Origin of the sequence: Vibrio gallaecicus (genome assembly GCF_024347495.1) — a bacterium.
Classification (GTDB): Bacteria; Pseudomonadota; Gammaproteobacteria; order Enterobacterales; family Vibrionaceae; genus Vibrio; species Vibrio gallaecicus.
The window spans coordinates 1,890,950-1,911,468 of record NZ_AP025490.1 but is presented as its reverse complement, the minus strand read 5'-3'; the positions used below and the strand labels follow the sequence as shown (position 1 = coordinate 1,911,468).

Annotated in this window: 19 protein-coding genes; 10 read left to right on the top strand and 9 right to left on the bottom strand. The window is 40.5% G+C overall.

From position 1 onward, the window contains the following. Window positions 1–17: 17 nt before the first annotated feature. From OCU78_RS08210 to OCU78_RS08200, 3 genes are all read right to left on the bottom strand, one after another. Window positions 18–347, bottom strand: a complete 330-nt coding sequence (locus OCU78_RS08210; RefSeq protein ID WP_137373045.1) for a DUF4144 family protein — start codon at window positions 345–347, stop codon at window positions 18–20. Between the two features lie 102 nt (window positions 348–449). Then, window positions 450–911: an NUDIX hydrolase gene (locus tag OCU78_RS08205; RefSeq protein ID WP_137373046.1), complete on the bottom strand. Its 462-nt coding sequence runs from the start codon at window positions 909–911 to the stop codon at window positions 450–452. A gap of 77 nt (window positions 912–988) precedes the next feature. Further along, a complete protein-coding gene (locus OCU78_RS08200) occupies window positions 989–1,390 on the bottom strand; it encodes a hypothetical protein (protein ID WP_137373047.1) in 402 nt (133 codons plus the stop codon). A 167-nt stretch (window positions 1,391–1,557) separates the two neighbouring features. On the opposite strand from OCU78_RS08200, the gene OCU78_RS08195 reads away from it, so the two are divergent. Together OCU78_RS08195 and OCU78_RS08190 are read left to right on the top strand one after the other, a co-directional pair. Then, window positions 1,558–1,989: a hypothetical protein gene (locus tag OCU78_RS08195; protein ID WP_137373048.1), complete on the top strand. Its 432-nt coding sequence runs from the start codon at window positions 1,558–1,560 to the stop codon at window positions 1,987–1,989. A 40-nt stretch (window positions 1,990–2,029) separates the two neighbouring features. Next, window positions 2,030–2,311, top strand: coding sequence for a putative quinol monooxygenase (locus tag OCU78_RS08190; RefSeq protein ID WP_137373049.1), 282 nt, complete (start codon window positions 2,030–2,032; stop codon window positions 2,309–2,311). Window positions 2,312–2,391: 80 nt separating this feature from the next. On the opposite strand, the gene OCU78_RS08185 is transcribed toward OCU78_RS08190, so the two are convergent. Continuing rightward, on the bottom strand, window positions 2,392–4,257 hold the full coding sequence (locus OCU78_RS08185; RefSeq protein ID WP_137373050.1) for a metallophosphoesterase: 1,866 nt from the start codon (window positions 4,255–4,257) through the stop codon (window positions 2,392–2,394). Window positions 4,258–4,611: 354 nt separating this feature from the next. Here OCU78_RS08185 and OCU78_RS08180 point away from each other — a divergent pair, with 354 nt between their 5' ends. Beyond that, complete coding sequence (locus tag OCU78_RS08180; protein ID WP_137373051.1) at window positions 4,612–6,141, top strand: phospholipase D family protein; 1,530 nt, start codon at window positions 4,612–4,614, stop codon at window positions 6,139–6,141. A gap of 144 nt (window positions 6,142–6,285) precedes the next feature. Here OCU78_RS08180 and OCU78_RS08175 read toward each other — a convergent pair whose 3' ends face one another. Beyond that, window positions 6,286–7,197: a DMT family transporter gene (locus OCU78_RS08175; protein WP_167494018.1), complete on the bottom strand. Its 912-nt coding sequence runs from the start codon at window positions 7,195–7,197 to the stop codon at window positions 6,286–6,288. A 197-nt stretch (window positions 7,198–7,394) separates the two neighbouring features. Next, complete coding sequence (locus OCU78_RS08170; RefSeq protein ID WP_137373053.1) at window positions 7,395–9,332, bottom strand: amidohydrolase; 1,938 nt, start codon at window positions 9,330–9,332, stop codon at window positions 7,395–7,397. Window positions 9,333–9,714: 382 nt separating this feature from the next. Between OCU78_RS08170 and OCU78_RS08165 the strand changes: the two genes are divergently transcribed. Then, a complete protein-coding gene (locus OCU78_RS08165) occupies window positions 9,715–10,605 on the top strand; it encodes a LysR family transcriptional regulator (RefSeq protein ID WP_137373054.1) in 891 nt (296 codons plus the stop codon). 75 nt (window positions 10,606–10,680) lie between these two features. Here the strand turns inward: OCU78_RS08165 and OCU78_RS08160 are convergent, their stop codons facing one another. Further along, entirely contained in the window at window positions 10,681–11,718 is a 1,038-nt protein-coding gene (locus OCU78_RS08160; protein ID WP_137373055.1) for a linear amide C-N hydrolase, read from the bottom strand. Between the two features lie 382 nt (window positions 11,719–12,100). Between OCU78_RS08160 and OCU78_RS08155 the strand changes: the two genes are divergently transcribed. The 3 genes from OCU78_RS08155 (at window position 12,101) to OCU78_RS08145 (ending at window position 16,008) form a co-directional block, all read left to right on the top strand. Next, window positions 12,101–13,702: an amidase gene (locus OCU78_RS08155; RefSeq protein WP_137373056.1), complete on the top strand. Its 1,602-nt coding sequence runs from the start codon at window positions 12,101–12,103 to the stop codon at window positions 13,700–13,702. Between the two features lie 123 nt (window positions 13,703–13,825). Further along, on the top strand, window positions 13,826–14,824 hold the full coding sequence (locus OCU78_RS08150; protein ID WP_137373057.1) for a DUF2860 family protein: 999 nt from the start codon (window positions 13,826–13,828) through the stop codon (window positions 14,822–14,824). 143 nt (window positions 14,825–14,967) lie between these two features. Further along, window positions 14,968–16,008: a helix-turn-helix domain-containing protein gene (locus OCU78_RS08145; protein ID WP_137373058.1), complete on the top strand. Its 1,041-nt coding sequence runs from the start codon at window positions 14,968–14,970 to the stop codon at window positions 16,006–16,008. A gap of 172 nt (window positions 16,009–16,180) precedes the next feature. Here OCU78_RS08145 and OCU78_RS08140 read toward each other — a convergent pair whose 3' ends face one another. Continuing rightward, a complete protein-coding gene (locus tag OCU78_RS08140) occupies window positions 16,181–17,140 on the bottom strand; it encodes a GlxA family transcriptional regulator (RefSeq protein ID WP_137373059.1) in 960 nt (319 codons plus the stop codon). A 115-nt stretch (window positions 17,141–17,255) separates the two neighbouring features. Here OCU78_RS08140 and OCU78_RS08135 point away from each other — a divergent pair, with 115 nt between their 5' ends. Continuing rightward, window positions 17,256–18,047, top strand: coding sequence for an MBL fold metallo-hydrolase (locus tag OCU78_RS08135; protein ID WP_137373060.1), 792 nt, complete (start codon window positions 17,256–17,258; stop codon window positions 18,045–18,047). Between the two features lie 167 nt (window positions 18,048–18,214). Here OCU78_RS08135 and OCU78_RS08130 read toward each other — a convergent pair whose 3' ends face one another. Beyond that, window positions 18,215–18,832 carry a hypothetical protein gene (locus OCU78_RS08130; RefSeq protein WP_180033703.1) on the bottom strand — a complete coding sequence of 206 codons (618 nt, stop codon included), beginning with the start codon at window positions 18,830–18,832 and terminating at the stop codon, window positions 18,215–18,217. 214 nt (window positions 18,833–19,046) lie between these two features. Here OCU78_RS08130 and OCU78_RS08125 point away from each other — a divergent pair, with 214 nt between their 5' ends. Both OCU78_RS08125 and OCU78_RS08120 read left to right on the top strand, forming a co-directional pair. After that, on the top strand, window positions 19,047–19,592 hold the full coding sequence (locus OCU78_RS08125; protein WP_137373062.1) for a TetR/AcrR family transcriptional regulator: 546 nt from the start codon (window positions 19,047–19,049) through the stop codon (window positions 19,590–19,592). Window positions 19,593–19,633: 41 nt separating this feature from the next. After that, window positions 19,634–20,515 carry an aminoglycoside phosphotransferase family protein gene (locus OCU78_RS08120; protein ID WP_137373063.1) on the top strand — a complete coding sequence of 294 codons (882 nt, stop codon included), beginning with the start codon at window positions 19,634–19,636 and terminating at the stop codon, window positions 20,513–20,515. Window positions 20,516–20,519 lie beyond the last annotated feature (4 nt).

Below are 20,519 nucleotides of genomic sequence, written 5' to 3'. Positions count from 1 at the left end.
TTTTTATTGTTGATCATTTATCCGTCGCCATATTCAAAAGCTAAAGAATTGATAGCTTCTGCAATGGTTGGGAAGTGAATCTTAATAATACACATCTCTGCCTTGCTGAATTCATGTTCTTGAATAAGTACGGTCACATCTTGAACATTCAACTTCTGTTTAGTGTCAGCCAGTACTGGCTTGTTAGTAGATGAATCTATGAGATAGCAAGCCCCGGTGGAATCAACAATGTAGTCATTATCATCCAAAATTAGATCTTGGCATTCGGAAATAAACACCTGCTCATTCTGGAAGAACATCAACTCATTATCACCGTCGAGTTTTAAAATACATGGCCATGAAATCATAGAAAGCCTTTAAGTTATGATGTGCTGAGTTGTAGTGTGCTGGGTAAGCTGCTCAGAAAAAAGTAATTTTTGGATTAGCTTTAAATCTCAAGTGTACTGTCCTTAGTTTGTAGGTTTAAGCTTAACTCGATATAAATCATTAATTGGTTTCTCAACGAAATACGACCAGACATGATCATAAACAGCATGTTGATTTGGGAAAGGCGCTAAGTGCTTCGCTTCATCTAAAGTACACCACTTATACTCTGAATGTTCATGGTTAATTTCGATGGTTTGATTGGGTGGGCATACTGCTACAAACACAGGGATTAGCTCAATCACGTTAGAATAAGCTTCATAGAATTGCTCAAGAAACTGAGCATTATAGAGGTGTGTGACTTCAATTTGTGTCTCTTCTGAAAACTCACGTACAATCGCTTGCCAACCGGTTTCTTGAGCTTCGATTGAACCTGCCACATGGCACCAAAAGTTGCCCTTTGTACGCTTCATTACTAAGATCTTCATTTCACCATCTATTTCAGAAAGTGCAACACCTGAAACAATAGAAGTATTTACTGGGATCATTTTATTACCTATTAATATTTTGTTGGCTGTTGGCTGTTGGCTGTTGGCTGTTGGCTGTTGGCTGTTGACGTTAAGGCTTATTGGCTGCATGCGCTATTAACAGCAGGTATGTACTCTAATTTATTTGTTTTGAATAAAGAGATACCTGTATTTAGGATGTTTAGTACTTCATCTATTAAATCACTCTCTGTATGCACTTCTTGTGCATGAACTTTATCATCATGGATAGTTTGAGTTTTATTTAACGCATCTTGAAGGGTTGTGATTAATTCTTGTTCAAATATCCACCCGCCACACCCAAATCCAACAAGAGGTAAATCTTGTGCAGTTATGTTTGGGTCTTCAGCTATTTCTAATATCAAGGATTTTGATGTGAATTTTAATAGCCAACTGTAACTATTAATCGTCCCATGCCCAATGAATTTGTCATTAATAGTGATTGTGCCTTTGCAATCTTTATTATTTATTTGAATAGTCATTGATTGAAACCAGTTGAAAGTTAGTAAATATTGCATAACTTTAACATTATCAATACAAAACAACGAATAAATACTAAATAATCAGTTACGTTATTTATGTTTTCTGGATGCATTGGTTCATTTAAGATGCATTAGAAATACCTCCAACACTATTAATGGACAAATTTATGAAAAAATATATACCAGCAGCGATACTTGTGACGCTTTTAGTTGGGTGTGATGACGCATCAAAAGCTATCGACCAAGCTCAAGAAGCGGCAAATAAAGCGGTAGATAGTGTTCAAGACCAGATTGCTTCCATTGATTTGAACGATATTGATATTAATCTAGAACAATTCGGTGATGCCGCCGATTCTGCGACAGAAGTAGCAGCTTCAGTACAAGAAGCTTTAGAAGCTGATTTCAGCGATCCTGAAGCTTTAATTGAGGTAAAGGATCATATAGCTAATGCTTATAGCTGTTTGGTTGATGCCTCATCAGAATCGGTTGCTGAAAAGTTGATAAACAAAGTGACAGCATCGATCAATAATGATGAAGCCATGTCATTAATCGAAGAAGGCATTGCCAAAGCTAATGAAGCAAAAGAGTGTGTGATGTAGCTTCACACATCAAACTAGTTCGTTAATCACAAGGAAGTGTATGAGTAAGGTAGTTTTACGCGGGTTCATTGTTGTACCTGAAGCGGAGTTAAGCCAAGTAAAGGGTGAGCTAGTTAACCACATAACGCTTACTCGGGCAGAGAAAGGGTGTTTAATCTTTAATGTAATTCAAAGTGAAGATAATCCATATCACTTCAGCGTTTATGAAGAATTCACTGATAAGGAATCCTTTGAAGCTCATCAAGCGAGAGTGAAGCAATCCCACTGGGGAAAAGTAACAGCTAATGTTGAGCGGCATTATAAGATTTCAGAAGAAAGTTAAGCTTTACTAGTTAGATAATCAATTCAACATGGTGCTGTCATGAGCAACCAAAGTGTGGGTGGTTAATATTGAAAGAATATCTACTGATTTCTGAAGATATCTATCTGTGGAACGAGAAAATAATCAAAGAAAAATATATGGATGCAGAAGTGATAAATCCATACAGCAATAATAGAAAGCTCCTGATATAGCAGGAGCTTTTTTATATGTTGAAGCTTATTGCCTTGGTTTGTTAAATAGACCGGAAGACGCATCACTCCTAAGTTTTTATCTGCGACGAAGTGGTTGTAGTGATTGTAGTAAAACTCTAAACCTTGTACTCGCCCTTCTTCATTGAAGTTCTGGTTGTGGTCCACATCTGCTGCAATGACGTGGTAATCATATAAGTATGATGGTTGGTCAAAAACGGTATGGCCAATGATCATTTGCGATGAACCAAAAGTTGCGAGTCCACGCTCTAATTCCGCTTGAGTGAGGTCACCATCAGGAACTGAACGATCCCAGTACAGGCGAGAAGGTAAGTAGTAAGCGTCTTTGATAAGCGAACCATTGTCATCATAGCGAACATAACCTTCATCAAGGTGTCTTCTTCCGTAGGTATTAATATCTTCCAGCAATAGCGTTTGGTTCTCTAGTGCTTCTATCACATCAAGGTTAAAACCAGCATGTACAAATAGTGTATCACCAGCAATTTCCATTAGATTTTTCGAACGTAACCATTGACCTAAAACCGTATTTTTACTGTGTAGCTCAAAGAAATCTTTGCCCATTAGGCTTAAGTTTTCAAAATAGCGTTCATGTACGTAGCGGAAATCACCGTAAAAATTCATCATGTCGTGGTTGCCAAGAATGAAGTGTACGTCCCCACCAGCGACTTTTGCTTGGTTCTCTAAATGATAAAATAGCCACAGACTTTCAGTGACATATGCCCCACGGTCGAATAGATCGCCTAGGTGGAAAAGGTGTCCGTTTCCGTATGTCCAGTTGTAGTCTTTATCCATAATGCCAGCTTCAATAAGCATATAAACAAGGGCATTAATTTGACCTTCAAAGTCAGACGTTACAAAAAATTGTTCAGGCTTTTCATACTGGAATTCAGGCGGAGTATAGGAATTTTGCAACTCGACGGAGAAGCTACCTAATTCATCTGGTAATTCAACCGTCACTTGAGCTTCGCTAATATTGGTATAAGTATCAGAATATAGGCCGTTACGGTTTATCCCATCAATGGTTACTTCACCTGTATCTCCTATGGTGACATAAGGACCATCAGGTTCACCTGTGTAGTCAAAAGTAGCGTTTAACGCGACATTAAATTGCACATCATTAGTTCGGTGATTCACTTGATTAAAGAGAGCAACGGCAATGACGTTTTCACCTTGTGAAAAAGATTCAGAAGGTAGAATAAAGGTATGTTCTGCATCTTCTCCATATTTCGAATAGCGCAGAGGTGAAGTCGTGTGAGTGAGCACTTCATATTTAGGCAGTAATGGAGATCGCGCAATTTCCTGACCATTTACATAGATAGCAGCGGCATCATCCATTTTCATGTTTAAGTACACATCGCCTAATGTGCTGATATCCGCGACATTCACTTTCTTTCTAAAATAATAAGCACTTGGCGTAGCATCGACAAAGCCCATCGCTTTATAGTCAGCGAGTATCGTGTTGCCTTCTACGGCATGGTCATACCCATAAAAGAATATCCCTTGTCCATTTTTCCAATCAGAATCATCAAACCCAACTTGGTTCCATTCATTTGATATAGCCAAACCTTGGTCAAGATAGGACCATTGTGAGCCGTAATCAAAAAATAGAGACGGGTTTCTGTCTTGAGGAGTAATACTATTTTTTGATTGTTCATCATTATTACAAGCGGCTAATGCTAATAATGCAGAGAGTGCGATGATGCTTCTGCTTGGAGTGAACCCTAAGCGATTTTTCACTTTAATTATCCTTAAAAGTAGGTGATATAGCGGTGAAAAGATTAGGATTTGAATATTTAATTCATGTGACGAATTTATAGAATGGAATATATATCGAGTTATTTGCGACGCAATGCGTAAATGCCAATAATAACTAATGAAACATTGATGTATAAATTGGTGACTTGAACTTTTGATGCGGGGTAGATCAGAGGGATAAGTGAATTTAAATAATAGAGTGGTGCGAGAAGTTGACTCGTTTGGTGTACTATTTACGGTATATATCGACATTTCCTATCGTATAAAGAGTGCTTTTTGTAAGTCATAGGAATTAAAGTCAAAATTGGCTATTCAAAATAGAAGGAAGTGTTCTAAATGCCCGTGCTGCAACGCATTAGTGTAACTGTATTTTTAATCGCTGTTCTTGCAGGGTGTGCATCACTCCCTGAAGAAGTGAACCATCCAACTGAACCTGTTGAGCAACAGGTGAGCAGTACTTTATCTGAATTATCAGATGCCTTTCGCCTCAATAATGCGAGTAAAGAAACAAGCGCCGTTTTATTACAAGACACAGGTTGGGATGCGCTCGCGCAACGATTAGCATTAATTGAAACCGCAGAGCAGAGTATTGATATTCAATATTACATCTGGAACTCCGATGCCTCTGGGCATTACTTAGCGAACAGGCTACTCGCTGCTGCTGATCGCGGTGTAAAAGTTCGTGTGATGCTAGATGATATTAACTTGAATGAACGCGAAGATCTTCTTGTCACTTTAGATTCCCATCCTCATGTAGAAATCCGCGTATTTAACCCAATCCCAAGTCGAAAAGGTGTGTCTAAATGGCTTAATGTCTTGAGTGACTTCTCTCGTCTGAATCGTCGAATGCACAACAAGTCATTTACGGTTGATGGCGCTTTATCGATTGTAGGTGGGCGTAATATTGGTGATGAATATTTTGACCTGTCTGAAGAAATCAACTTTCGAGATCGAGATGTACTCGTAATGGGTAGCGTTGTGCCTGAAATCCAAAAGAGTTTTATCAATTACTGGGATAGCACCTGGTCATATCCGGTAGAACTTTTGGGAGGGGAACCATCTGATTCTCTCATGCTTGGGGAAATTGCCACGCCAAAGTATAAGCACTACCCGGCGTTACCAGAAGGTAATGAAACCTCGAAGCTATTCATGAAGCAAGCAATGAGCGAAATGACATGGGTAGAAGCGCACTTTATTTCTGATCGCCCAGTTCCATTGGATTCAGACAATACCAGTGAGCCGAAAGCAACGGCACAGCTACTTGGAAAGCTATCCTCGGAATCTGAACAAGAGGTTTTGCTGGAGTCGGCTTATTTAATTTTTGATGATGGTCAATTGGAACAATGGCAAAGTCTTGCGGATTCCGGTGTGCAGATTAAAGCGCTGACGAATTCTATGGCTTCTAATGACCTAGCTACGAACCACTCTGGTTATGCAGCTCGCCGCCAAGATATGTTGGAGCATGGTATACAGCTTTTTGAATTAAAGCCGGAAGCGCAAGTTTGTGAAGAATCGACACAAGATATTTCAAAGTGTGCTCCAACCATGCCTTACGGTCTTCATGCTAAATCAGCGGTTTTTGATAATAAAATTGCTGCGATTGGTTCTTTCAACTTCAACTTACGATCGACATATCTCAATACTGAATCGTTGTTAATCATCAATAGTTCAAGTGTGGCTAGTCAACTCGCATTAGATATTGAGCATGCAATGAATGAAGATAATAGCTGGCGCTTAGGTTTGAATGACGGTGAAGTTCAGTGGTCTTCTGGCTCACAAATATGGGACAGTGAACCTGATACTGGAAATTGGGAGCGTATTAAATCCAGTTTGTTACAGTTGCTACCAATAGAGAAATATTTATAAAGTCGTTTTCTAATAGATCTATACAGTTTAAGTGAACTCTAAAGACTGTTCTTTCAAAGATAAGAGATAATGGGCAAAGTAACGTGTCATCGCTACTTTGCCCATTTTGTTTTCATACCTGCTTATATAAGCAGAAGCATGAGTTTACTTAGATTTAAATGGCGTTAGCATTTGTTTGCCAAACACATTGATCAAAGCGCCTGTCACAATAAGCCCTCCTCCTAAGTAAGTCCAAATGGATGGGATTTCATTAAATATCCACACGCCTAATAAAGCTGAAAATACGATCTGTACGTAAGAGTAGGCAGAGGCTTTACCAGCAGCTTGTGTTTGCATAGCTTTGGTTAATCCGTATTGACCAATTTGGGTAAATATCCCAACTAAAATCAGCATGATGGTCAGAAATACACTCGGCCATACAAAGTCATCCCAAATAAGAAATGTTGAGATAGGCAGTGCAACAAGTGGGAAATAGAAAATAATGACCGAGCTGTCTTCGGTTTGGCTGAGTTTTCGAACAATCACATAAGCAATAGAACTGCCAAGTGCACCACAAAGAGCAACCACAATGCTTAGTAGAGGTAATTCACTGTCGACACTAGAAACAACATCACTGCCTGAATTGGACTGAACCATAACAAAAAGACCAGCTAAGCAGAAGGCGATGCAAATCATTGTCGATTGCTGAATTCGTTCTTTAAGAAATAGCACACCGAGCAACGCCGTAAAAATAGGATGAACATATTGCAAAATAGTGGCTTCCGCCAAAGGTAATGTGGTTACTGCGTAATACACACACATCAAGGCTGCTGTACCCACGGTACCGCGAACGAACAAGAGGGGTTTATTGTGTCCCCAGGGTGAGATACCTTTTCGCTTTACGTCCAAATAGCTAATGATCAAAGAAACTAATGCCCTTGCTGCGACTATTTCAAAAACTGGGATGCCGTATTGACTGACGTACTTTACACACGCCGACATGAGTGCAAACCCAAAAGCAGAAAGAAGCATGAATCTGACCCCTACGGGGATCACTGAAAAAGAAAGTGCAGGCATAAAAGATGTAATTAAAGGGAAAGGTAGGCAATCATAACGCAGTTTGTAGTGACAGCCTTATGCAATTTTCATAGCGGAAATTAATATGGGACAGATTAGAGAAACGAATGTAAGAACAGAGCAGAGAAAAGCCGCTAGCTGTTGATTGTCGAGTTAGCGGCTATTGATTAGATCTTATTGTCAGTTGCTCTGGTATCTTACTTAATCTGAGACATTACATGCTGTAGGTAAAGGCTCGTTGAGCAAACATCATTGTGTTCATGACTATGATTATGTCCATGATGACTGTTACTACCGCTAAATGGTATAGGGTGGCCAGAATGAAAATGGTCGCGATTTAATACTTTAACTATATGCATAGTTTCACTGTTCATAGCAAGACCAGCATTGTGTTTAGCAATAGGCGCAATCGTCCCCTGGTATATCGTCGCCTCCACCTTAATCTTATTAATATCTTCAGGTTTTACTTTGTATGGGCTGCTATCTAGAACAGTGAAATTTGCAGACTTACCGATATCAATGGTACCAATTTCATTTTCAAGCCTTGCGGTATAAGCTGCATCGATGGTGATGGCTCTCATGGCTTCATCAACCGTAATTCGTTCTTCTGCACCCATAATAGTTTTGCCGGATAAGCCAATTCGATTGACGGCTGCCCAGACCATTGCCAAAGGCTGAGCTGGTGCCATTGGTGAATCGGAGTGAAGTGATAACTTACCACCAGCATCAATAAATGAACGACCACGAGCCATCGTTTCTGCACGTTCTTGATCAAGCCCTTCTTTGCTATAGAGTTCTGATAGGATATGCGTGTAATACGGGTTTACACTAAAATTTGCCCCCAACTCTACGGCTTTGGAAATATCATCTTTATCGGTAATACCTAAATGATGGAACCCAGTTCTATGGTCGGTTCTCGGCGTTTCTTTATTGAGTTTATCGACAATGTTAACGGCTGTATCAAAACCTAAATCACCATTTGCATGAACCACAATCGTGTAGTCGTCTTCCCAGTATGGGCGCATGCTGGCTTCAAGGTCGGCTGGCTCTTGCATCCATTCACCTTTATGACCGTCGGTATAGCCATCTTTCATTTGCATTAGTTGACTATACATAGCACCGTCTGAAAAGAGTTTTACAAACTTTGGCAACCATTGTACTTGTTCACCTTGATAGGCTGCATGTTGAGTTTGCCCTTCAGCGATCACTTTGCCTTTTTCTGGGTCGTTATTTGCCATCATGTAAGTAAAATTACCAGCAGGGATTAACCAGTAATCCATAGGGAAGCCGTCTGTTTCAAGAATATCGATCACTTGAGAGAACATTTCAGGCGTAGCTATCACACCGGGGTCAATAGCAGTAGTAATGCCTCCAGAATGTACATAGTCTTTTGAACGTTCCATGCCCGTCGCAAACATACCGCTTTCAACCCAGAATTTAAGTACATCTTCTAGGATAAGTTTCCCGCCCGCTTCAAAGGCATGCCCTTTATTCCAGTCAAGTTGTGTATAAGCGTGTCCTTCACCAGACCAAGACTTCTCATCCCAACCAAACATGGCTAATGCTGCATCGTTAAAATACAATTCATGGAAACTGCGATGCCATACAACAATTGGTCGCTCTGTTGAGATTGCATTCAACGCATCTCTACTCATTTCGCTGCCATGAAAATAATTGTGATAGCCCCATGTCAATAAAGGTTCTCCTTTTGGAGTCTTTGCTTCAATCTCTGCTAGCCTTGCCATGTAGTTATCGTGACCGACAACTCCTTCCACATTTCCCCAAGGCAATTGCCAGTCAGCAGGGGTAATAAACTCTGTGCCAAGTAATATCCCCATTAGCCATAAATGGATATGAGGTTCCACAAAACCGGGAGTTATCACGCTATCTTCAAACGTCGTGTCGACCGTCAAACCTTGGTTTAATTTATATTTGTTGGATAAATCAGACTTATTACCAATATCTAGAATTTTGCCATCTTGTACGGCGATAGCATTGGCTTCACCATAATCGTGGTCCGACATGGTCACAATATCGTTAGAGACGTAAAGAGTAATTGGAGCCTCAGTTGTCGCAAAAACCGAGTGTGTTGAAAGCAAACTGGCAATAGCACTGGTGAGAAAGATTTTTTTCATTGTCATTCCTAATTTCTCTTTCGAAAAATCCGTTTCGGTGAAAGGTTAAATGTAATCATGTTAGATAGTGCATTCATTCCTGATGCATACGTGAAGATGATGTGGTCGACTATCTTCATTCATGAAGTCTTGTGTATTTGAACCTGTAGCAAAGGCTAGAAGGCAATATTGTGTATTGGTTAATATCACTTGCCCGACTCCCTTCACATTATTTTTGTAAAATAGCAGTGTATTTACGTTACTAATAATTCATTATGATGGGTAAATTCCATCATTTTAATGTGCTTAATCGATGAATCGAAAACCAAGCTCGTGGAAAAATGCGCTTGAAAATCTAAGCTCGTAAAAATCTAAGTTCGAAAAAATTAAGTGAGTAATAAATATGTTTTCCTATGAACATTTGAAATCTTTTTGTACAACTTATGATGAACATAGCTACAGCAATGCAGCACGTATATTGGGGAAAGACAGAACGACGATTCGTGAGCAAGTGAAAGCACTCGAAGACAGCTATCGAGTCGAATTATTTACGATTGAAGGAAAAAAAGCGGTACCTACGGAGTTTGCCCGTTCGATCTATAAACAGTCGAAATTACTTGTGCAGAATAGTGACCGGTTGCATTTACGTATGCTGGAAGCTTACCAACAAGAACTTATTCATTTAGATTTCTATCATGATACGTTAATGCCGAATGACCTCGTGGTTGAAATTGAGTCTTATGTATTGAAAGAGCATCCAAATTTAATCATTAACTGGTTGCACCGGAACCGAGATGAAGTTTTTGCTGACATTGTGACTGGTCATAATAAAGTTGCCATTATGCAGCATCGAATGGAAAATATTTCTGAATATCCCATAACGGCTATTAAGCTAGGAGATGGTGACTTTTCTGCTTATGCAAGAGTAGAGAGTCCATTATTTCAAACCCCTCTGGTACAGCTCGAAGATTTACAGTTGGAAACCCAATATATAAGTGAGAACCACACTAAAACTATGCCTGAATGGTTAGGCATTTCTCCTTATTTTCGGACGGTGAGTAATAACGATATGTTATTAGAATTAGTTAAGAAAAACGGTTGGGCATTACTACCCAATAGCTTAGCGGCTGAATTGGTGGCAACAAAGAAAATACGTAAAATTGAGTTTAAAGAACTGCTGAATCATTCGGCGAAATTTGGATTATCGTTCTTCTACCCGATGAGCTTTGAAAGTACCAATGTCTATTCGGGCTTATTAGAAGTGATTCGTTCGTATTCTAGGAAGTATCTTTAGTTAAAAACTGAATCAAGAAGTTTAGCGGTGAGGATCCGATAATTCGGACCCTCAGGAGGGCAATCAGCTTTACGACTATTGACCAGAATGTATGATTTTGTCCGTGATATTGCCAATTAACCCCGGCTGCACTAGCTCAAATTCAATCGATTTTCCTGATTTTTGAATTTCTTGGATATTATATTGAAGCTGTGTGTAGTCGTCTCCCCATTGATAGCGAATTAAGGTTTCACCAGATTGTAAGTGGTAATTCACAGCATACTCGGTCGCATATCCAGCCATGACGCCATCTATAGGCACATTCGGCGCATCATGGGGGATTTTGTATGTTGTTGAGTCTAACTTTATTAATCCATTCATAATGCTCGTAGGCTCTTTCAAGTGACCTAAGAAATACGTTGAGTGAATAAATCGGTCTTCAGGGTTAGCATTTCCTCCAGTACCAAGATTAGTTTGTGAGAACTGCTGATCTAGCTCCCCCCAACCACGTTTAGAACGTTCCACATTCGCTAGGTGCTGACTGTAATCAGGCTGATTGGTCATAATCGCATATTCAGAACCGTGCCAAATCTGTGGTCCTTCAGAGCGAAATTCGATAATGGCTGAATCTCCAGTTATATCTTGCAAGCTGATATGCAAAGCAATACGAACCGGAACGCCTGGGATGAATTCAGTAGTGGCTGGAGTGTTTTTGATAAATTCAACGGCGTCTTCAACCGTTGAGAATTGTGATAATAGGTGCTTGAGATAGCTTAATGCACCGATCTCTCCATCGTTAGTAATATCTTTGGTTTCCATTCCTCGATCATACAAAACATTTCCACTTAGCCCAGCGTTGTTTACGCCGTCAGTGATGGCGCCGTATGTGGTAATCCCTGTTACATCAAATTTTGATATAACCTGATGCTGGCGATCTAGGTGTGTAACATAAGTACTTTCTTTAGGGATATTAACCAGATGTGGATGAGTTTGTTCTGACCAATCTAGAGTGCGTGTAACAAAAGTTCCATTGCTTTCCGTATCCCATAGAATTCGTGTACACGCCTCTGCGGCAGTCACTACGCCGAAAGAAAGAGTCGAGATGATCGCAAGAGAAAGAGATTTTTTGTTCATTATGATAAGCCTCGTTATTGGAAACGAGATCATCATGACACTTTACGTCATAACGAAATATTGCAATGTGATGGGTAAAAACCATCATTTTTAAGGCGGCTCAGTCTACGTTGTCATTTTGCTTTTTTGGTGCTTAAAGAGGGCGGTTTAGATTTTATTGAACCTTCTGAGATATTCGCCGCCATTACTTAAAGTAAAGATAACATAAGCTCTATCTATCAAATTGGCGCAATTTGTATAGATATTGACTGTAATTGCACTGCACCAAATTCTCTTCTTATTTAATCTATACCCATCGATGACAGCAAGGAATACAAGCTGTACGGGACTAATAAGTCGTGAAACAAGGATAGTTGCTAGCCTAAATTAGAGGATAGACACTATGAAAAAAAGCGATAACGAGAGAAGAAGTTTCCTAAAAGTGGTGGGCAAAAGTGTAGTGTCTGCTGCTGCGTTAACCATACCTACTTTGGCTACTGCAGAAGCATTATCTAAGTCAGAGTTAAAATCTAATCCTAAATCTAATTCTAGCCTTCCACCTGACTACAAAGTGACAAACCAAGTTCTAGATGCAACTGAAATGGCTGATCTTGTTAGGCAGAAGAAAGTCAGCCCTAAAGAGCTTGTTCAAGAGTCGATATTTAAAATCAAACAAACGAACCATAAGGTGAATGCGGTGGTGTCCGAGTGCTTTGATATGGCTCTAGAACGTTCAGTTTCAATCAACCCATACTCACCATTTGCTGGTGTTCCTTTCCTAGCAAAAGATTGTGTCGATGTTGAAGGGTTAGAATGCACCATGGGTTCACCTTTGAATAAAGGTAGAAAACCTAAATCGACTTCTTGGTTTATTCAAGCAGCACATAATGCAGGGCTTAATACCATTGGCATGACAAACATCCCAGAGATGATGACATTCGGCTGTACCCAAAATCCGCTATATGGCGCGACTCGTAACCCTTGGGATATCCGTAAAGGTGTTCATGCTTCTACTGGTGGCGGAGCGGCAGCCATTGCTGCTGGGTATGTACCGGTAGCTCATTCGACAGATGGAGGAGGGTCTTCTCGCATGCCTGCATCAGCTACGGGGATTTTTGGTTATAAACCAAGCCGAGAGCAACTGATCACAGGGTTGATAAATGGTTCAACCAATGAAGATTTTACACACCAATCCTTTATGTCACGTACGGTTCGGGATACAGCATTGGCTGTTTCTATAACAGAGAACCACGTTAAAGACAGCTTTAAAACGGCATTCCCCAGAACCCCACTAGGAATGGTACATACTCCTTTGAATCGTCCTATAAAGGTCGGAGTCACTATGATGGACATACATGGAAAGCTGCCGGATGAAGACACTCGTTCTGCAATCCTTTCAACCTGTAAGCTATTAGAAGAGTTAGGGCATATCGTAGTGGAAGTTGGTCAACCCGTCACAAATGGTGAGCAGTTTATGTATGACTACATGGGTGTTTTTGGAAACAAAATGGCGAGCTTTGCTGAGCAGTTCGACAGTATTGGTACGCCTTTGGAGTCTATGTCTCAACTAGTCAGTACAAATGTGACATATTTAGCTCGAACTATGCAGGCCCGTATTAAATCCCATCCGAATTTATATATTGATTCGAAAATAAATTGCCACAAATTTTCGCTTCAGCATAACCATGAGTTTTTTAGAACGATAGATGTTTGGTTGACGCCTTGCTCCAATCATATTCCTCAAGACATTAGCTATTTTGATCAAAAAAAGCATTCCGGAGAGACTATTTGGGATCGTTCCGAAAAGCTTATGTCTTACACCCCGATAGAAAATGTTGCAGGTAACCCTGCAATGTCAGTTCCTCTCTACTGGAATCACCGCAATATGCCAGTTGGAAGCCATTTTTCAGCCGCGAGAGGTAATGACCGGCTGTTATTTGAGTTGGCTTATCAATTGGAGAATGCGAATCCATGGAGTGAAAGAAAGCCATCCATCGCTGTTTGATTCTCAACACAAGATTCACTTATGAATGCAAGCTAGTAGATAAGTGTATCTAAATTAATGCATCCGAATTCGAAACGTAGAAGCCTTCATACAAGTTATCGTCATTTAAAATAGAGCCCAACAATGAAACAAATAATTACGCTAGCCATCACTTTGATGATCTTTGCTCCTCAGGCAGTATCAGCTTTAGCACCAAGCCAAGGTATTACAGGAAATATCACTTTCTTAACAGGGTTCTTGGCAGACTCAAACAACCTAGATGTCAGCCAAAGTTACACCCAAATGCAGTCGGACCTTTCAGTATCAGGCTCGACTGAAACAAGTGGCATGGTAGGGCTTTTAGGTTCTCTAAAGTATACCTTTGGTGACTCGTTGGATAAGCAGCTTTTCTTAGGAACATCGCGAGATGATGTCATTACCGGAACACTTGCATTTGAAGTGGGATACAGGCAGCAATTGACAGACGGAACCGTAGCCGATGTTTCGTTTTTGCCAACTCTTATCTCGGGTGAAGTATGGGATGACCCGTATGCAATTGATCAAAAGAGAAAAGAAACAGACCTTTCAGGTAATGTCGTTCGGATGCAGTTATCGAAGATTATGGGCTCTAATTTTCATATAGATATGGCAGCTGGTGAGTCTGATGTGAAAAATGAGCAATCTGGGCTTAAAGGTTTAGGCTTAGCAGATGAGAAAAGAGCATTAATGAAGCGTGAACGTAAGTACTATTATTTCAAAACTAGATACCAACATATGCTTAATAATGGAGCTGGTTTACTTACCCCGTCTTTAAATGTTTTCTCATCAGATTCAGAAGGTGATGCGCTCTCGTTTTTTAGTGTTGGTGCTGAAGTCAGCTTGGCAAAAAGATTCAATAAACATGGCATTGCTTTAACTGTGAATGCTGATAATCGAGAATATGATGCAGTGAACCCTATCTTTAATAAAAAACGTGAAGACAAAGATTTGGGTATTTTTCTAGCGTACGAATATTCGGGAATATTGGGGTATAAAGATTGGTCTGTAGTATCGTTCATAGGCGCAAGATCGACCGACTCCAACATTGAATATTATGATTACTCACAATATATAGCGTCCGTTGGTTTAGATTATAAGTTTTGATACAGCTAACTAAATGATCCATTATTGCCACTATCTGTAAGCTGGCTTGTAACCCGTCTTGTAACCTGAGCTTAGATACTTTAATTTGGGCTCAGATACTTTAATTTGGGTTCAGATATAAAGGCCCAACACAGCAGGTAGTTATGGCACAAAGCTTTAGTTCTCAGTTACCTATTTTTTGGTTTAACATTTTAGATTCTGCACTAGAAGCTCGAGTGGGCGATACCAGTGAATTCTGGGAAGGAGACGATTCTTATCAAGCTCTATTGTCTGCTGATTCGGTTTCAGCTTACCAACTCCAAGCTGCGATAGCCCATATTTATCAGCAGTTTGGTTATGAACTTATTGATATTTTTAGTGAATCAGCGGAGTACTTTGATGAGCTAGAACTGGGTCCTCCCGTTTTAGCAATGCTCACTGCTCCTACGTTAACTCAGTTTTGTGAATTACTCAGTCGATACTCTATTCATATTCATCCACTTCTGAAAATCTTCAGCCGTGAGACGGATAGCGGTGGACTCGAGTTGTGGGTTGTAACTCCGGAATACGTCGATGAAATCACATTAATGACCCACATGAGTTTAGGGCTGTATTACGGACTGATCCTTAAACTCATCAGGCGTTATCTCAATGCCCCAAATCAATTAGTGGCTATCCACTTCAATCGTCATACTGTCGGTGAGGAGTTTTTACCTATTTTTGAACGTGTGTTTAATGTGCAAATGAAGCAAGGCTACCCTGTACGCTATTTCTATTTTAGTGAAGAAGTGGTGAACATGCGAGGTCGTGAGTATCTAGCTGATTTCCATTTAGGTTTAAAGCAGATGGCAGATAAACAGCTGGAAAGCGTACTTGAATCAAGCATGTTGTTTAAAGTGAATGAAGCGTTTAAAACGGTTCCGGTCAAAGATATTAGCCAAGAAAATATAGCAAGTACTCTTTGTATGAGTACAAGGACATTGAATAGAAAATTGCAGCAAGAAGGCATTAACTTCCGACGTTTGTTTGATAAATACCGTCTTGAACTCAGCCTTACAATGCTCAATCGTAACGAGGCTAACATCACACTTATTGCCCTCGAACTGGGTTTTTCAGATTCCAGTGCTTTTAGCCGAGCATTCAGAAAGTGGACGGGTCAGTCGCCGGGACAAATTCGGCAAAACAAGCTTGAGGGTGGGCAGTAACGATTGAATGCCTAGACACAAAAGAGCTAGCAGACTAGAGAGCGCCTTTACAAGAAAGTATGGATACGATTACGACATTCAATTAAGCATCTAGCTCAATGGAGAACGTGTTTAGCGTACTTAAAGTCGTAGCCCATTTTTAGAAAGATTAGACGTAGATTGAGTCATTACCCTACAAATTCCCTCTGAAAGTTCGCCTCCATTCTGATGGGGAAACATTAAAGCGCTTTTTAAAATGTTTTCGCAGTAAGCTTTCAGCCCCAATACCAGACAGTTCGGCAATTGTGGCGATTGAGTAATCCGTAGATTCGAGCAATTGCTGGGTACACGCTAATCGATGATTCAATAACCACTCACCAAATGTGCACCCATACGATGCCTTAAATTGTCGAGTGAATGTTCGCCTGCTCATGGCGCAACGGGCGGCGAGGGTATCCAAATCATATCTTCCCGATAAATTCTGAATAACCTCATCAAGCACATAGCCAAAGCTGGTTGCAGCTTGAGGTTTATTTGGTATTGGGCTTGGAATGTATTGCTGTTGTCCACCGCTACGAAATGGAGCAGTAACCATTGAACGAGCAATATGAGAAGCGGTTTCATTACCACACAGTTTTCTAACTAAGTGTAAGCAGCAATCTAGGGAAGCGGCTGTGCCTGCGGAAGTCAGCACTTTCCCCTGTTCAATAAATAGATGCTCACAATCCATAGTGACACTGGGAAAGGTTTCTTGGAAAACATCTTTAAAGCCCCAATGTGTCGTCGCTTTCTTGCCATCGAGTAAGCCAGCTTTGGCAATGACATAAACACCAAGACACAGACCAACAATGGTGGCATTTCGTTGATAAGCCTTCTGAAGCTTTTCGAGCAACTCTGTGCTTGGCTCTGGTAGCGTGTTGGGCCAGCTAGGAATCACCACAATATCCGCTCCATCTATCGCTGAAAGGTCAGAATTGATGGACGCATTAAACCCTGAGCTTAATGCCACATCATGCGCACTTTCACTACAAATCGTCAATTCAAAAGCTGGCTCTAGGTCAATGAAAATGTCCTGAAAAACCAAACACGGAACCGATAAATGAAAGGCGCTGATGTTATCAAATGCCACTAAAGCGATAGAATTTTTCTTCATACTATTTGACCCAATTTGAGCGTTAGGTGTCCTTTTGGCTAGTGTCGCATATTCAGGGGATATCGGATACTAGTGATCAGACAGTGATTATTAATTAGAAAGGCAGGAAATAATTATGAAAATTCATCACCTAAGAAGCGCGACGTTTGTTATTGAATCTGGCAAGCACTTTATCTTGATTGACCCAATGCTAGGGGACCAAGGATCTCTGCCTCCATTTTCTGTGTTTCGCTTTAAAGCGGCTAAAAACCCTACCGTTGATTTACCGTCAAATGCACAGGACCTATTAGCTAAGGTGACTCACTGTTTAGTCACTCACAGCCAAACATTTGGTTTCAAGCCTTTGCAGCATGGAGACCATCTTGATTCTGCTGGGGAGGCATTTCTAATTAAACATTCCATTCCAGTTACGACGTTAACTAAAGATAAAGCTTATTTAGAGAAATACGGCATGTCTGTTGAAAGCGGGCTAGAACCATGGATTCCAACTGAGTTTTTGGGTGGAAACATTACCGCAGTACCAGCTCAGCATGGTCATGGTTGGATTCATAAAGTAATGGCGAACGGTTGCGGTTTTTTCCTAGAGCTACCTAATGAACCAAGCATCTACATCAGTGGTGATACTGTTTTAACGCCAGATGTTGAACGTGCATTAAGTGAACTAAAGCCAGATATTACCGTTGTTGCTACTGGACAAGCTCAAATGGATGTAGGGCAGCCATTATTGATGTCGACCAATGAAGCGATGGAGTTTATCCGTTTGTCCCCAGGTAAAGTTATTGCTAATCATATGGAAGCGTTGAACCATTGCCCTGTGGATAGAGCGACGTTAAAACGCTCGCTTGAAGCGCAAAATTTACTGGAGAAAGTCTCTATCCCTGAAGATGGCGAGAGCTTAACGTTTTAAGTTTCTGGATTCAGTAATATCGAGACCGCTTGTTTGAGTTAATTAGTTTGTTTGAGTTAATTAGTTTGTTTGAGTTAGCTAGTTTGAATGAGCTTTGTCGAGCAGCTTCAGCAAAATGCTCGACAATTGTCTTCGCACCATTACAAGCTTGCTTAGTTAACGTGAGTTTAATCCACTAAAGTTGGGCGGTAAGGCTCTTCTCTTACACCGTGCGACAACACTAATTTGATCATGAAGATAGGCGCTATCCATTCAAGACCGGTAGGTGAAGTAATGATGTTAGATAAAATAATCGACAACATAACGATCAGTAACGCAATCGGGCGGTGTAGGTACATAGGCATGAAGTGGATGAATATGATAGATGCCATCATCGCGCCATACCAAAAGAAGGCATAAGACCAAGCAATATCAAAGCAAAGTGGTATAGCGAAAAGCTGGAAATGAATCGCAGGAAATAGGAACCTGCTGCCCACTAATTTACCTAGCCAGGTGAGTTCCAGTGATTGGTCAGTATGTAGAAAGCGTTTCATCGAACCCAGTGAATTACTCAATACGCCGCCAATCATATCTAGAGTTAGCACAGATGCCACTATCACTTGTAACCAACTCCAGCCAAGAGATTCCCAAGCAAAGAAGTAAAGGATCACCGGAGCGATAAACGCAGAATAGCTGGCAATTATGGATTCAGTTTTAGTTGCGCCAAACCCAGTAGTGAAGTTGAATTTTCCTTCGCAATTCCAGTTTAAATGGGCACCTTTAATCGTCGTTTTATCTTGTGACATCATTCTTCCTTTCTCTTTTATGAACGAGCATATTTTCAATATTTTCATTGATTAGTAGTCTTTAGAAAAATTATAAAGACCACCCGGTCCAAAAAGAATATGCGATCATTCAACAAGCTGTCAAATATTTTAGACCGACTGTACTAAAATAATTTTAATTAGACTTAGGGGTGTAAAATTAATATAGTCCACACGGACTTTTAAGGAGGGCGTAATGCCGAAGATTGTTGACCGAGAAGCGTATCGACGTGAACTTGCGATAAAAGCGGTAGATATTTTTACTGAACATGGTGTAAATGGCTTAGGGATGCGGGGTATTGCAGAAGCACTTGGACTTTCCAAAAGTGCTTTATATCATTACTTTACCAGCAAAGAAGAGTTATTTAAGGCGAGCACTGAGGTGTTTTTAGAGCCGACTTCACTTTATGGGCTAGCTGAAGGTGAAGATGTCCCGCAAGACAAAAAAGCAATGCTCATTAAGCTCGTTACTACATTGGATAATCGCTTTCGAGGTGAACTTACCTTAATGCTTGATTACACCAAGGATAGGAGCGCCCAGCAGGTAAGTGAAGATAGCTTACTAGCCATTGCTAACCAGAAGTTTAAGGGGGAGCTCGGCAATATCGTAGGAGACAGTCATGCAGATCAGGCTTATGCGCTATTGTTTGGCGGACTTACTATGCGCCTTTTCAATGGTGAACAAACAAAAATTGAAGACATTGTTCAGTGGGTTTTGAACATCCCGAACTGCAGAGAATAATTGGTTAGAAATAGTAATTGAGATTAAGGATTGAGTGTATTATGGATAACGATCGAAGAAATCCGATTTTGCCTCTGGATGAAGAGAGCCTATCGGAATATTTAGAAGGGCGAACGCTCGTATCTTCTAGCCTATTTCCTCTGGGTAAATGTAATTCAAATTATAAGCTAACACTGAGTGATGGCACGGTGGTCGTTGCAAGGGTATCTAACTCAGGTCCTAACTCAAAAGAGCTTCGAGTTATGGAGCTGGCGCAACAGTGCGTGAAAGTTCCTAAGGTACTTTATGAAAACGCTGCCATTGTTGTATTAGAATTTTTAAATGGTCGGAACCTAGAAAGTGTACCCGAGTATTCACGTCTTGCTGGTGTGGCTATTGCTCAGCTTTCTAGCGTTATTTTTGATGCGTCAGGGTCGATAGAAGAAGATGGTTCTATTTCGGCTTTCGACTTCGGTGGTGTTCAGGGGTTCATTCATAGCTCACTAGAAAATGCAGGTTTAGCAAAACGCCTAGGGGTTGAAAGAAAAGAGAAGCTCTTAACGTTGCTTTGCAACAAAGCTCAACTATTAGAAGAATTGGATTCACATACTTGCTTTGTGCACGGAGATTTTAACCCTACAAATATTCTTATTCATGAAGGGCACTTAAGTGGAGTGATCGATTGGGAATTTGCTTTAGCAGGAACACCTTATATGGATATAGGTAATCTGTTGAGGAACACACCACAAAGCTTCCATTCGGAAATAGCAAATGGGCTTCGAGAAGGTGGAATGGACTTACCTTCTGATTGGAAGGAGCGAGCGGAGCTGGTGGACCTTACCAGCCAACTGGAATTTTTGATGTCTTCTCGTTCTGAAGAATTCAAGCTTACTTGTATCCAAAGAATAGATAATGTAATTGAGCAGTATGGGGATTCGTTCTAGTTAA